The organism is Streptomyces shaanxiensis, assembly GCF_039537145.1.
GTDB lineage: Bacteria > Actinomycetota > Actinomycetes > Streptomycetales > Streptomycetaceae > Streptomyces > Streptomyces shaanxiensis.
Genome location: NZ_BAAAZY010000012.1, coordinates 847468 through 860622 on the forward strand (window position 1 = coordinate 847468; position 13155 = coordinate 860622).

The 13155-nt window shown below is 70.8% G+C and carries 13 protein-coding genes; 9 read left to right on the top strand and 4 right to left on the bottom strand.

Going from position 1 to position 13155, the window contains the following annotated elements:
• Window positions 1-157 precede the first annotated feature (157 nt).
• The 5 genes from ABD932_RS26835 to ABD932_RS26855 all read left to right on the top strand — a co-directional run bounded on the left by ABD932_RS26835 (window position 158) and on the right by ABD932_RS26855 (window position 4050).
• A complete protein-coding gene (locus tag ABD932_RS26835) occupies window positions 158-2356 on the top strand; it encodes an ATP-dependent DNA helicase UvrD2 (RefSeq protein ID WP_345016077.1) in 2199 nt (732 codons plus the stop codon).
• Window positions 2357-2521: 165 nt separating this feature from the next.
• Window positions 2522-2842: a hypothetical protein gene (locus ABD932_RS26840; protein WP_175647588.1), complete on the top strand. Its 321-nt coding sequence runs from the start codon at window positions 2522-2524 to the stop codon at window positions 2840-2842.
• A 174-nt stretch (window positions 2843-3016) separates the two neighbouring features.
• Entirely contained in the window at window positions 3017-3385 is a 369-nt protein-coding gene (locus tag ABD932_RS26845) for a WhiB family transcriptional regulator (protein WP_126394927.1), read from the top strand.
• Entirely contained in the window at window positions 3382-3705 is a 324-nt protein-coding gene (locus tag ABD932_RS26850; protein ID WP_250088758.1) for a hypothetical protein, read from the top strand. The genes ABD932_RS26845 and ABD932_RS26850 overlap by 4 nt, the downstream gene beginning before the upstream one ends.
• Window positions 3706-3840: 135 nt before the next feature.
• Window positions 3841-4050, top strand: coding sequence for a hypothetical protein (locus tag ABD932_RS26855; RefSeq protein ID WP_345016081.1), 210 nt, complete (start codon window positions 3841-3843; stop codon window positions 4048-4050).
• A 6-nt stretch (window positions 4051-4056) separates the two neighbouring features.
• On the opposite strand, the gene ABD932_RS26860 is transcribed toward ABD932_RS26855, so the two are convergent.
• Together ABD932_RS26860 and ABD932_RS26865 are read right to left on the bottom strand one after the other, a co-directional pair.
• A complete protein-coding gene (locus ABD932_RS26860; RefSeq protein WP_345016083.1) occupies window positions 4057-5427 on the bottom strand; it encodes an ABC1 kinase family protein in 1371 nt (456 codons plus the stop codon).
• Window positions 5420-6640 (bottom strand): TOMM precursor leader peptide-binding protein, encoded by a 1221-nt coding sequence (locus ABD932_RS26865; protein WP_345016425.1) that lies wholly within the window; start codon window positions 6638-6640, stop codon window positions 5420-5422. The genes ABD932_RS26860 and ABD932_RS26865 overlap by 8 nt, the downstream gene beginning before the upstream one ends.
• 351 nt (window positions 6641-6991) lie before the next feature.
• On the opposite strand from ABD932_RS26865, the gene ABD932_RS26870 reads away from it, so the two are divergent.
• The 4 genes from ABD932_RS26870 (at window position 6992) to ABD932_RS26885 (ending at window position 10982) form a co-directional block, all read left to right on the top strand.
• Complete coding sequence (locus tag ABD932_RS26870) at window positions 6992-7588, top strand: M48 metallopeptidase family protein (protein WP_345016085.1); 597 nt, start codon at window positions 6992-6994, stop codon at window positions 7586-7588.
• A gap of 186 nt (window positions 7589-7774) precedes the next feature.
• Window positions 7775-9514, top strand: coding sequence for a TerD family protein (locus tag ABD932_RS26875; protein ID WP_345016087.1), 1740 nt, complete (start codon window positions 7775-7777; stop codon window positions 9512-9514).
• A gap of 13 nt (window positions 9515-9527) precedes the next feature.
• Window positions 9528-10208 carry an AIM24 family protein gene (locus ABD932_RS26880; RefSeq protein WP_345016089.1) on the top strand — a complete coding sequence of 227 codons (681 nt, stop codon included), beginning with the start codon at window positions 9528-9530 and terminating at the stop codon, window positions 10206-10208.
• Window positions 10209-10226: 18 nt separating this feature from the next.
• The gene (locus ABD932_RS26885) at window positions 10227-10982 is read left to right on the top strand and encodes an AIM24 family protein (protein ID WP_345016091.1); all 756 of its coding nucleotides are present in this window, start codon (window positions 10227-10229) and stop codon (window positions 10980-10982) included.
• Between the two features lie 103 nt (window positions 10983-11085).
• Here ABD932_RS26885 and ABD932_RS26890 read toward each other — a convergent pair whose 3' ends face one another.
• Together ABD932_RS26890 and ABD932_RS26895 are read right to left on the bottom strand one after the other, a co-directional pair.
• Window positions 11086-11607 (bottom strand): NUDIX hydrolase, encoded by a 522-nt coding sequence (locus tag ABD932_RS26890; RefSeq protein ID WP_345016093.1) that lies wholly within the window; start codon window positions 11605-11607, stop codon window positions 11086-11088.
• Window positions 11604-13052, bottom strand: coding sequence for a zinc-dependent metalloprotease (locus ABD932_RS26895; protein WP_345016095.1), 1449 nt, complete (start codon window positions 13050-13052; stop codon window positions 11604-11606). Before ABD932_RS26895 ends, ABD932_RS26890 begins: the two co-directional genes overlap by 4 nt.
• Between the last annotated feature and the right edge of the window lie 103 nt (window positions 13053-13155).

The following is a 13155-nucleotide window of genomic DNA, read 5'->3' on the forward strand; positions in this document are numbered from 1 at the left end:
GGAACAGATCGTCCAGAGGGGGAACGTACGCGACCGGGGCGCCATTCCCACCTGGGGTATGCCCGGCCACGTGACGCCTGCCGCATTAGTACGACTATCAAGGCCTGCCTGTGGACAACCGGCACAGCCGTCTCCGGCGACCTGGCAGCATGGCCGTGTGACAGCAGCAACGCACTCCACCCTCTTCCCGCAGGCACCGGACTCTGCCGACGCGGTGCTCGAAGGGCTCGACCCCGAGCAGCGCGAGGTGGCCACCGCCCTGCACGGACCGGTGTGCGTGCTCGCGGGCGCCGGTACGGGCAAGACCCGGGCCATCACCCACCGCATCGCCTACGGGGTGCGCGCCGGAATCCTCCAGCCCTCCAGCGTGCTCGCCGTCACCTTCACCAACCGCGCCGCCGGAGAGATGCGCGGCCGGCTGCGCCAGCTCGGCGCCGCCGGGGTGCAGGCCCGCACCTTCCACTCGGCAGCCCTGCGCCAGCTCCAGTACTTCTGGCCGAAAGCGATCGGTGGCTCCATGCCCCGGCTCGTCGACCGCAAGATCCAGCTCGTCGCCGACGCGGCCGCCGCCTGCCGCATCCGCCTCGACCGCAACGAGCTGCGGGACGTCACCGCCGAGATCGAGTGGTCGAAGGTCACCCAGACCGTCCCCACCGACTACGCCCTCGCCGCCGCCAAGGCCGGCCGTGAAGCCCCCCGCGACCCGGCCGAGACCGCCCAGATCTACAACGTCTACGAGGACCTCAAGCGGGACCGCTCGGTCATCGACTTCGAGGACGTCCTGCTGCTCACCGTCGGCATCCTGCAGGACCGGCACGACATCGCCGACCAGGTCCGCTCCCAGTACCAACACTTCGTGGTCGACGAGTACCAGGACGTCAGCCCGCTCCAGCAGCGCCTGTTGGAGCTGTGGCTCGGTGAGCGGGACAACCTGTGCGTGGTCGGCGACGCCAGCCAGACGATCTACTCGTTCACAGGAGCAACACCCGACCACCTGCTCGACTTCCGCACCCGCCACCCCGGCGCCACCGTCGTCAAGCTGGTCCGCGACTACCGCTCCACGCCCCAGGTCGTCCACCTCGCCAACGGCCTGCTCGCCCAGGCCCGGGGCCGCGCGGCCGACCATCGCCTGGAGCTGATCTCCCAGCGCACCCCCGGCCCCGAACCCCTCTACTCCGAGTACACCGACGAGCCCGCCGAGGCGGAGGGCGCCGCCCGTCGCATTCGGGAACTCATGGGTTCCGGCGTTCCGGCCAGCGAGATCGCCATCCTGTTCCGCACGAACTCCCAGTCCGAGACCTACGAGCAGGCCCTCGCCGACGCGGGCATTCCCTACCAGCTCAGAGGCGCCGAGCGGTTCTTCGACCGACCCGAGGTGCGCAAGGCGGGCATCGCCCTGCGCGGCGCGGCCCGCTTCGGCGGCAACGACTCGCTCCTCGACGACGCCGTCGACCTGCCCTCGCAGGTACGTGCCGTGCTGTCGGGAGAGGGCTGGACCACCGAGCCCCCGGCCGGCTCCGGCGCCGTCAGAGAGCGCTGGGAGTCCCTGGCCGCGCTGGTGAACCTCGCCCAGGACTTCGCCGCCGCCAAACCCGGAGCCACCCTCGCCGACCTCGTCGCGGAACTCGACGAGCGGGCGAACGCCCAGCACGCACCGACGGTCCAGGGCGTCACCCTCGCCTCCCTGCACTCGGCCAAGGGCCTGGAGTGGGACGTCGTCTTCCTGGTCGGCGTCGCCGAGGGCATGATGCCGATCACCTACGCGAAGACCGACGAGCAGGTCGAGGAGGAACGCCGCCTCCTCTACGTCGGCGTCACACGGGCCCGGGAGCACCTCCATGTCTCCTGGGCGCTCACCCGCGCGCCCGGTGGCCGGGCCAACCGCCGCCCCAGCCGCTTCCTCGACGGCCTGCGCCCCGGCTCGACCGCCACCGCCTCCCGCACCGCCGCCGGCAACGCGGGAGGCGTCGAGCGCGGTGTCACGAGCAGACCGGACGCCGCCGCCCCGAGACGGACACAGCGCACGCCGGCCCGCTGCCGCGTCTGCGGACGCACCCTCACCGACGCCGGCGAGATGAAGCTGATGCGCTGCGAGGACTGCCCCTCCGACATGGACGAGGGTCTCTACGAACGCCTCCGTGAGTGGCGCGGGGTCCAGGCGCGGCTCAGCGGGCAACCGGACTTCTGTGTCTTCACGGACAGGACCCTGATGGCCATCGCCGAGGCGGAGCCCACGAGTCCGGTTGAACTTTCGCGCATCCCTGGTGTCCTCAGACGCAAGCTCGAGCGTTACGGAGCCGATGTGCTGGCCATCTGCGCAGGCCAGGAGCTTGAGGAGGGCATCGAGGGGGAATGATGCGAACTCGTCGAAAAAATAGTTTGCGCATGCCCCAGCAATCCCCATAGGTTCTTAGCCACGGGAACGGAGGCCTTCTCGGAGGCCCCAATTCCGTGTTCTACTTGCATACCCGTCGGACTGGTTCACCCCAGTCCCCAGAGACGCCGAGAGGAGGCGAGTCCAGTGATCAGCATCAACAGCAGCTCCATCAGCACCGTCAAAATGACCGATCGCTCGGTCGTCGCTTCCCTGTGCATGCTCGGCGCCTCGAACCAGGGCACCGGTCTGTCCGGCATCCGTGCCGTGCGTCCGGCGTCCTCCGTGTCTCTCGCGGGCCTTCCCGTTCGGGAGCGCAATGAGCGACCGACCAAGGCACTGGAAGCGGCAGTAACGGCAAAGGCGCAGGCCTATGCCTTTACGGCGACCGGTGCCGGAATCCGGACGACGCAGCACCACCAGATGTGGGCCTTCCGTGGGCCAGAACCCTGGAGTGATCCAGCCTGACAGTCGATCAGGCCGGCGCCTTCAGGGCCGCGGAACCCCATCCGGGATCCGCGGCCCTTCTGTTTGTCCCCCGACAGGGATGACGGAGCGAAGGGGCCTCGGGCAAGGAAAGACCCGGTACCAGCCGCCACCCGGCCCAACAGGGCCGGAACGAACAGACGAGGAAGACCAACCGTGCAACTCGAAGCGCACGCCCCGTCCGTACCGCCTTCAGATGTGATCCCCAAGCCCGGCCTCACGGAGGACTCCACCTTGACTCCGCTCACTGCGCTCACCGCGCTCGACGACGCCATCGAGAACCTCGGCGTACCCGTCCCCTGCCGTTCCTACGACCCGGAGGTCTTCTTCGCCGAGTCGCCGGCGGACGTCGAGTACGCCAAGTCCCTCTGCCGCACCTGCCCGCTGATCGAGGCCTGCCTCGCCGGCGCCAAGGAGCGGCGTGAGCCCTGGGGCGTCTGGGGTGGCGAGCTGTTCGTCCAGGGTGTTGTCGTCGCCCGGAAGCGGCCGCGTGGTCGCCCGCGCAAGAACCCGGTCACGGCATGAACACTGCAGGAACGATCGACCGTCCCCTCACGCACGACCCCCAGAAGCAGGCCCCGATGAAGCCGTCCACCCACGAACTCGCAGGCTCCGCGCCTGAAGACTTCACCACGAATGGCGCGAACGACTCGCGTCAGAACAGGAACCGAGAGATGCAACTCATCCAAGAAGCCCTGGCACGTGCGCATATGCACGAGCGACACCATGAGGCCGAGCAGGAACGCCGGGCCATGCGCCTGGCGACCGCTCGCCGCATGCAGCGCCGGGCGGAGCGTGCCTCGCTGCGCGCCCGCCGTGCGCTCGCCATGGCGGTCATGCAGTAACCGACCACACCGCCAGCGGTGGCCTCCCGAGCCGGGAGGCGGTAGCTCCCCGCGGGGGGCGGTCCGTGCGAACGGACCGGCCCCCGCGGTGCGTTGTGCCCGCAGATCCGGCGGTGGCGGCGCTATCGTCGCGGAGTGACGAGTCTTCCCGGAGGCAGTGACAACGGCGGCTCCGCCGCGGAGCCCGAGCCTCTCGTGTGCGCCCGCTGCGGCACCCGGGCCGAGGCACCGCAGCCCACCTGGACCTGCTCTGTGGAGAACGGCGTCCGCCACTACTTCTGCGACACCTGCTCCCGGGAGAACCTCAGAGCGATCGAGGGGCGACTGGACTCGGCCTGGTGGTAGCTCCGCTCACGCCTCCGCAGCCGACTCCTCCTCGTCCGTCAGTTCCTCCGGTGCGAACCCCGGCAGCCACTCCTCCAGCTCCTCGCGCAGCCGTACGGTCGCGCCCAGCTGGCACAGGACGCCGATGGTGCTCAACGTCACGCGGTGGATGAGGAGATAGGCCGGGGGCAGATTGAGCTGTTTGCCCAGTTGGTAGGCGGGGGAGCGGGGGTCGGCCACGCGGGCGGCCTGGCTGCGCATCCAGCCGCGGGTGAAGGTGAACTCGTCGACCTGGGCCGGTTCGATGATCGGCAGGAGGTAGTCGAGGACGGCGTCGGGGTCCAGGTCTATCGACTCCTTGACGAAGCCCTCGGCGCAGAGCAGTTCGTAGACGGTGTCCGCCTCGCCGTCCAGGGTCATCCGCAGGGAGTCGCCGATGGGGGTCGGCAGGCCGCCCGGGAGGCGGTCGACCGTGCCGAAGTCCAGGACGCCGAGCCGCCAGTCGTCCTCGCCGTCGGGGCCGCCCGGCAGGAGGCGGAAGTTGCCGGGGTGCGGGTCGGCGTGCAGGAGGCCGGTGCGGGCCGGGCCGGAGAAGAGGAAGCGGGCCAGGAGCTGACCGGCGCGATCACGCTGCTGCTGGGTGCCGTTCGAGATCACCTCCGAGAGCGGCACGCCGTCGATCCACTCCGTGACCAGGACCTGGTCGCAGTGGTGGACCACTGCCGGCACGACGACGTCCGGGTCGTCGGCGAACTCCTCCGCATGCGCCTGCTGGGCCTGTGCCTCCAGGCCGTAGTCCAGTTCCTCGGAGACCCGGTCCTTGAGCTCCGCGATCAGTGGCTTGATGTCCATGCCGGGGATCAGCGGACCCAACAGCCGGGCGAAACGGCTCAGTTGGTTCAGGTCGGAGAGCAGAGCCTCGCCGGCTCCCGGGTACTGCACCTTGACCGCCACCTCACGGCCGTCGTGCCACACCCCTCGGTGCACCTGGCCGATCGAGGCCGCCGCGGCGGGCTTGTCCTCGAACTCCAGGAACAGGTCGTGCCAGTCCTCGCCGAGCCGCTCCGCCAGCACCGTGTGCACGGTGCGTGTCGGCATCGGGGGCGCCGCCTCCTGCAGCTTCGTGAGCGCCGCGCGGTAGGGGCCGGCGATCTCCTCGGGCAGGGCCGACTCGAACACGGACAGGGCCTGGCCGAACTTCATCGCGCCGCCCTTGAGCTCGCCGAGCACCTTGAACATCTGCTCGGCGGTGCGCTGCTGCAGCTCGCGGCCGACGATCTCCGCGGACTCGCCGACGATCCGCTTGCCCAGTCCCCAGGTCGCCCGCCCGGCGAAGCCGAGCGGAAGCGCGGCGAGCTTGGCGGTACGCGTGACCGCCTTGCGGGGAAGATCAGACATGCGCCCTCCAGGTCCCAGCCGGCCGCTTCGCGTCCGCCTTACGGCTCAACTCATCCGACGGCCGTTGCTCCGCCATTGTCTCGTGCGACTCCTCGTCCTCGGAGGGGTGTTCTCCCTCACCTTTCTCCGCGGCGCCGCAGGGGCATGCCGCATGCGCCCACACCGGCCGGGCGTGCCAGCTCAAACCGGGCAGGGACACTTCCCAGCGTGCACCCGCGCTCGACGGAACGTGGCCGTCCAGGAAGGCTAGGGCGTGTGCGGCCGCCAGTCCGGCGACCGTGGTGGCCAGCGCGAGATCGCAGGGCGGCACGCGGCGTGCCCGGCCGGAGCCCGAGCGCCACTGGGCGATCAGGCGGGGCCAGGCCGGGTCCCGGTCGGTGCGCCCTTGGTCGAGGCAGCCGGCGCAGCCGGTCTCGCCGGGCAGGACGAGGGGGCCGACGATCCCGGTTCCCTCCACGACGCCGGCGTACAGATGGGGTGTGCCGGAAGTGATGAGGGGTTCGGCGGCGGACGGGGAGGGCGCGTGCACGGCGACGTCGTCACGCGGGGCGATGATCACCAGGGAGTGGCCGGTGCTGTCCTCCCCGGGGGAGGGGCGGGGTCCGCGGCGCGGTGGGCGGTCCGGTGCCGAGCGGCGTGCGGCCCGTCGTGCCGCCTCGTCCCTGCGGTCGCCGATCGCCTCGGCGGGCAGTCCTCCGGGACCCACGTCCCAGGGCTCGACACGGCCGACGTCACGTACGTCGACCTCGCCGACCCCCGCGCCCGACAGCAGCGAGGCCACCAGCGAACCCACTCGTCCGGCGCCCCTGATCTGCACGCGCAGTGAGCGGCGGGCGGCCAGGCGGCCGATCGCCTCGCCCGGCTCGGACGTGGTCAGGGACAGGGAGGCCAGGTCGGGGCGCAGCCGGTCCAGGACTCCCTCTTTGCGGCGCAGGGCGTCGGCGGCCGGGCCGCCGCCCTTTGCGTCGTCGAGCAGCCCGGCCCGCGCCAGTCGCCGCACCAGCCCGTCGACATGACCGTCCGGCAGATCCATCCGGCGGCCCTCTTCACGCAGCAGCTCCAGACCGCGGGTGCCGTTGAGCAGGTCGAGAAAACTGCCTGTCGCTGTGTCCATCGGGCCCACTGTCATCGCGTGTGCCGGAGTCATCCCGAACTGCACGGTGTTGAGATCGCGCCAGCCTCGCTTGAGGGCGGGCTTCACCAGCGGAGCCAGCGGGACCGTCGAATCACCTGAATGCGCGCAGTAGGTGGATGAATATGATTTACCTGCCGAATGTGTCGAATGCTCTGGACCTGCTGACCCTGCCGAAATTCCCGAACCTGCCGAAACTGTCGCATGCATGAACAGGCCCCCGTAGCCGTAGTGGAACGTCCCCGTGTGCCGGTGGAGCTCGGTCACAGCTCCGCCGACGACTGTCAGCATGCCCCGGCGCGGCGCCCGGCGTCGAAAGTTGTCCACAGGTGGTGGATATTCGTCGTACAAATCAAACGCATGGTGGGGGGATCGGCATCGAACCGTCCCGGAGGCGGGACTTCCCCCATGTGCAGCGGGTAACGTCGGGGCGTGTCCGCCGACCCACTGCACCGCGCCGGAACCCCACAGCGCAGTACCACGAGCCCGCCGCAGAGCGGCTCGAAGGCGAGCGCGATCGAGGTCCGCAGGAGCGCCCGGCGCCGCCGGACGGTCTCGGCATACCGCGAGGGCGATCGCACCGTCGTGCTCATCCCTGCCCGGATGTCCGAGGCCGAGGAGCAGCGCTGGGTGAACGTCATGCTCGACAAACTGGCCGCCCAGGAGAGCAAGCAGGTGCTGGGCGACGCCGAACTGGCCGAGCGCGCCGAGCAGTTGTCGGCGCAGTACCTCGACGCCCGCGCCCGGCCCAGCTCGGTGCGCTGGGTCACCAACCAGAACACCCGCTGGGGCTCGTGCACTCCGGCCGAGGGCAGCATCCGTCTCTCGCACCGTCTGCAGGGCATGCCCGAGTACGTCGTCGACTACGTCCTCCTCCACGAGCTCGCGCACCTCCTGGTGCCCGGTCACGGGCCCCGCTTCTGGCGGCTGCTGGAGCCGTATCCCCGCACCGAGCGGGCGAAGGGCTATCTGGAGGGAGTGGTCGCCGCCGAGCGGCTGCCCCACGTGCCGGGTGCGCGCGGCGAGTGACCGCGCCCTGAGGCAACCCGTGAGGCAACCCGTGAGGCACCCCCTGAGGCACCTCCGGAGGCAGTGCTTCCGGTCCGGCCGGGCGGGGGTTGTGTACCGGGTCTGTACCGGCTTCGTCCGATGTCCGAGTTTGCCGTTAGCCTGGCGCGACGCAATCGCACTCGGGATGGGGGACGGTCGTTACGCATGGCCAGGGAATTCCAACGCGGCCACAAGGCCAGGATCAGTGACCTCACCGCGGGCACGGATCTGTACGTAGGTGTGCAGATCTCGGCCCCGGGGCTGACCTTCGACATCAGCTGCTTCGGTCTCGACGCCGACGAACGGCTCTCGGACGACCGCTACTTCGTCTTCTTCAACCAGCCCAAGTCCCCCGAGGAGAGCATCCAGCTCCTCGGCACCCAGGCCGGTGACACGGAGTCCTTCCGGGTCACGCTCGACAAGATCCCCCCGCAGATCCACAAGCTGTCCTTCACGGCGACGATCGACGGCGCCGGACAGATGTCGCAGGTCGGCCCCGGATACATCCGTATCGTCGCCGGCGGCGAGGAGGTGGCCCGGTACGCCTTCAACGGCTCGGAGTTCTCCACCGAACGCGCCGTCATGCTGGGCGACTTCTATCTGAAGGACGTCTGGCGGTTCGCCGCGGTCGGACAGGGCTTCGACGGCGGCCTCGACGCGCTGCTGAGGAACTTCGGCGGCGAGGTCGCCGAGGAGGAGGCGCCCGCCGCCCCGCAGCAGCCGCAGACCGGGGCGGCTCCCGGCTTCGCCCCGCCGGCCCAGGCCGCCGCGCCGCCCGCGTTCGGTGCCCCCGCCGCACCGGCTCCGGCTCCCGCGCCCGCCCCGGCTCCTGCACCGGCGCCCGCGCCGACACCACAGCCCGCCGCACAGGGCTTCGCGCCCCCGCCGGGCGCCACCCCGCCGCCTCCGGCCCCGGCCCCCGCGCCGTCGGTGCACGCCCAGCCCACCATCGTCGCGCCGATGACGCCGCCCGGCGGCACCCCGCCACCCCCCGCCCCGGCGCCCGCGCCCTACGGCCAGCCGACCCCGCCTCCGGGCTACGGCCAGCCCGGTCAGCAGGCCCCGTACGGCCAGGCTCCCACCGCCCCGCCGCCTCCCGGCTACCCCCAGCCACAGGCCCCCCAGGCCCCGACCCCGCCGCCCGGTTACGGCCAGCCGACGCCGCCCCCGGGCTACGGCCAGGTCCCGGGCCAGCCGGCCCCCTACGGAGCCCCCCAGGGCGCCCCGCAAGGCGCACCTCAGGGCCCCGGTGTCGCCGCGGCGCTCCAGCAGTTCAAGGAGACGCCCACCGGCCAGCGCTGGACGCAGCAGAACAAGAAGCTGGTCCGCGTCGACCTCGGCATCGGCGGGCAGCCCGTGCTGGCCCGGCAGGGCAGCATGGTGCTCTACCAGGGCAAGGTCGACTTCAGCTACAAGGGCGCCGGGTTTGCCGGCCGGATCGTGGGCAACGCGACCGGCCAGGAGATGCAGCTGATGCGCTGTACCGGCCAGGGCCAGGTGTTCCTCGCCGAGAACTCCACGATGCTGCACCCCATCGAGCTCCAGGGCGACGGCATCTGCGTCTCCGCGGAGAACGTCCTCGCCTTCGACGAGAGCCTCCAGTACGAGGTCCGCCGCATCGAGGGCCACGGCATCCCCGGTGGCGCGCTGTTCACGATGCAGTTCACGGGCACCGGCACGATCGTCGTCAAGACCCACGGCACGCCCGTGGTGCTCCCGGTCACGCCCACGACGTTCGCCGACTGCAACGCCGTGGTCGCCTGGTCGGCCGCCTCCCAGGTGGTCGTCTCCAGCCAGGTCCGCATGCGCCGCAACGCCTACCCCGGCGACACCGGAGAGAGCGTCAACCTCCAGTTCCGCGGAGCGCCCGGCAACTTCATCGTCGTCCAGCCGTACGAGATCTGAGGGAGAGCCCGTCATGAACCAGCCGCTCGCGGGCTACGCTCCCGCACCCGTCACCGCCCGCATGGAGAACCACGGCAACCACATGCTGAAGGTCGCCATGCAGACCGGGAACGACCTCTTCGCGCGCGTGGGGTCGATGGCCGCCTACGAGGGCTTCGTCCAGTACGAGCCCAACCCGCCCGCCGTGCGCCAGATCGCCAAGGACTGGATGACCGGCGAGGGCGCCCCCCTGATGAAGTGCACCGGCGACGGACTGCTCTACCTCGCCGACTACGGCGCCAACGTCGTCGTGATCAACCTCAACGGCGACGGGATCTCCGTCAACGCCACCAACCTGCTTGCCTTCGACGCCCACCTGACGTGGGGCGTCGAGCGGGTGAAGGGCCTGGCGAAGTTCGCCGGACAGGGACTGTGGAACACCAAGATCTCCGGGCAGGGCTGGGTCGCGCTGACCTCCCGGGGCAAGCCGATCGTCGTCGACTGCGGCGGCGGCGAGGACGAGACGTACGTCGACCCGGACGCGCTCGTCGCCTGGTCCCCGAACCTCAAGGTGAAGGGCAAGCGCAGCTTCAAGGCGCAGTCGCTCATCGGCCGGGGCAGTGGCGAGGCCTACCAGATGGCCTTCTCCGGCCAGGGCATCGTCGTAGTCCAGCCCAGCGAGGACAGCACCGACCGTCTCCGGGTCCGGGGCTGAGGGGGAGCCAGAAACGCCATGCAGAGCCCGATTTTCGCCTACAACGAGCAGCAGACCCAGGACCGCTGGGGCCTGCAGAACAAGCAGATGCTCCGCGTCGCCCTGGAGGGCCACGACGACATCCTCGCCCGCAAGGGCACCATGGTCGCCTACCAGGGCCTCGTCGAGTTCGACGCCGAATACCAGAGCAACGAGCAGGGACGCGCGCGTGCGCACACCGGTGAGGGCCTGGACCTGATGCGCTGTCACGGACAGGGCACGGTCTACCTCGCCAACCTCAAGCAGCACGTTCACCTGGTGGACGTCGACCAGGACGGGCTGACCGTCGACAGCAGCTATGTGCTGGCGATGGACTCCTCGCTGCACCACGAGGTCATCGCCGTGGACAGCCTCTACGGCATCTCCGGCTCCGGTAAGTACCAGCTCAACATCACCGGCCGCGGCAAGGTCGCGCTCATGACCTCCGGCATGCCGCTGATGATGCAGGTGACGCCCGACAAGTACGTCAACTGCGACGCCGACGCGATCGTCGCCTGGTCGACCGGCCTGCGCGTCCAGATGCAGGCCCAGACGCACTCCTCCGGGGTGTGGCGGCGCCGCGGCAACACCGGTGAGGGCTGGGAGCTCAGCTTCATGGGCACCGGCTTCGCACTCGTCCAGCCCAGCGAGCTGCTGCCGCCGCAGAACGCCCAGATCGGCTCCGGCCTCGCCGCGCAGTACGGCGTGGGTCAGCAGGGGGCGCGGGGGCAGAACCAGGGCAACGTCTGGAGCTGAGCCGACGGACCGTCCGGAAAGCAGACGTAAGGGGCGACCCCCATTGCGGTCGCCCCTTACGCATGGTTCAGCGTTCACGCATGGACCAGCGCTCACTCGTGGTTCAGGCGGCGAGCCTCGCCCGCGCGGCCTCCAGCAGCCGTACGACCGACTCGTCCGCCACATCAGCCACCTCGTCGTAGGCGAACCAGCGCAGGTCGAGCGACTCGTCGCTGATCGCCTCCAGGGCGTCGGCCGGAGCCAGTGCCGCGTACTGGACGTCGAGGTGCCAGGCGCACGGCGTGTGGTGCCGGTCCAGTCGGACAGGGCCACCGGGCAGCAGGGTCAGTCCTGCGATGCCCGACTCCTCGGTGCCCTCGCGCAGGGCGGCGGCCGCCAGCGTCTCGTCGACCGGCTCGCAGTGGCCGCCCATCTGCAGCCACATGCGCAGCTTCTTGTGCAGGGTGAGCAGCACACGCCCGCGCGAGGGGTCGATCACCAGCGCGCTCGCGGTGATGTGCCCGTCCCCGCAGGCCTTCCACATGCCGTCCGGGTGGGCCTCCAGATGCTCCAGATAGGTCTGGCGCATCTCTTCCTGGCCCTCGTACCCCTTGAGCACGAGGACCGCGTCGTCGTACAGGCTCACTCGGTGTCGTCGCCCTTGCCGTCGTCGTCCTTCTTCAGGTTCGGCTTCTCGCCGGAGCCGCCCGCCGCCTCGCCGAGCATCTTGTCCAGCTCGGAGAAGTCGATCTGCTCGCGGTGCACGAAGCCGTCCGGGTCGTCCAGGTCGGTGGCCGTCGGCAGCATGTCCGGGTGGGCCCACAGGGCGTCACGGCCGTCGACACCGCGCGCGTCGGTGAGCGAGGCCCACAGACGGGAGGCGTCCCGCAGACGGCGCGGGCGCAGCTCCAGGCCGATCAGCGTGGCGAACGTCTGCTCCGCGGGGCCGCCCGAGGCGCGGCGGCGACGCAGGGTCTCGCGCAGCGCGTCGGCGGACGACAGCCGGGGCTTCGCGGCCGCGTGCACCACCGCGTCCACCCAGCCCTCGACGAGCGCCAGAGCGGTCTCCAGACGGGCCAGGGCGGCCTTCTGCTCCGGCGTGTCCTCCGGCTGGAACATGCCCTGCTGCAGGGCGTCCTGCAGCTGCTCGGGGTTCTGCGGGTCGAACTGGCCGACCACGTCCTCCAGCTTGGCGGTGTCGACCTTGATCCCGCGAGCGTAGCCGTCGACCGCGCCGAACAGGTGCGAGCGCAGCCACGGCACGTGCGCGAACAGGCGCTGGTGGGCGGCCTCGCGCAGGGCGAGATACAGCCGCACCTCCTCCTTCGGCACCCCCAGGTCCTTGCCGAACGTCTCGATGTTCACCGGCAGCAGCGCGGCCTTGCCGGCCGGGCCGAGCGGCAGGCCGATGTCGGTCGAGCCGACGACCTCGCCGGCGAGCACGCCGACGGCCTGCCCGATCTGCGTGCCGAACATGGCGCCGCCCATCGAGCGCATCATGCCGATCAGCGGGCCGGCCATGGCCTGCATCTCCTCCGGCAGGACATCGCCCATCGCGGTGCCGACCCGCTCGGCGACCGGGTCGACGAGCTCCTGCCACGCGGGCAGGGTCGCCTCGACCCACTCCGCGCGGGACCACGCGACGGCGGTGCCCGCGCCGGACGGCAGGGACGTGGCGTCGTCGAGCCACAGATCGGCCAGACGGACGGCCTCCTGGACGGCGGTGCGCTCGGCGGGGCCGACGCTCGAGTCCTTGGTGCCGTCCGCGGTGCCCTGGGAGACCGTCTGGCGGGCGATCTGCTTGGCCATGTCCCAGTTCACCGGGCCGCCCTCGTACGAGAGCATCTGGCCGAGCTGCTGGAACGCGGCGCCCAGGTCGGTGGGGTTCAGCGAACCGAACATGGCAGCGAACGGATTGTCGGCACCTGGACCGCCGGGGCCACCGAAGCCACCGGCTCCGGGCAGCCCGCCGAAACCGAACGGGTTGGCCGGGCCCTGACCACCGCCGCTCTGCTGGTCCTTCTTCTTGCCCTCGTCGCCGTCGTCCGGCTCCTCCGGCGGAAGGCCGAATCCGAATGGGGTGTCACTCACGGGATTCCTCGGCTGGTAAGGCCACCGGTTGGCACCGGCGGCGCGACTGCCCGATAACACCACCCAGCGTAGACACCGCGAGCCGTTCGGGCCTCGGTGCTTC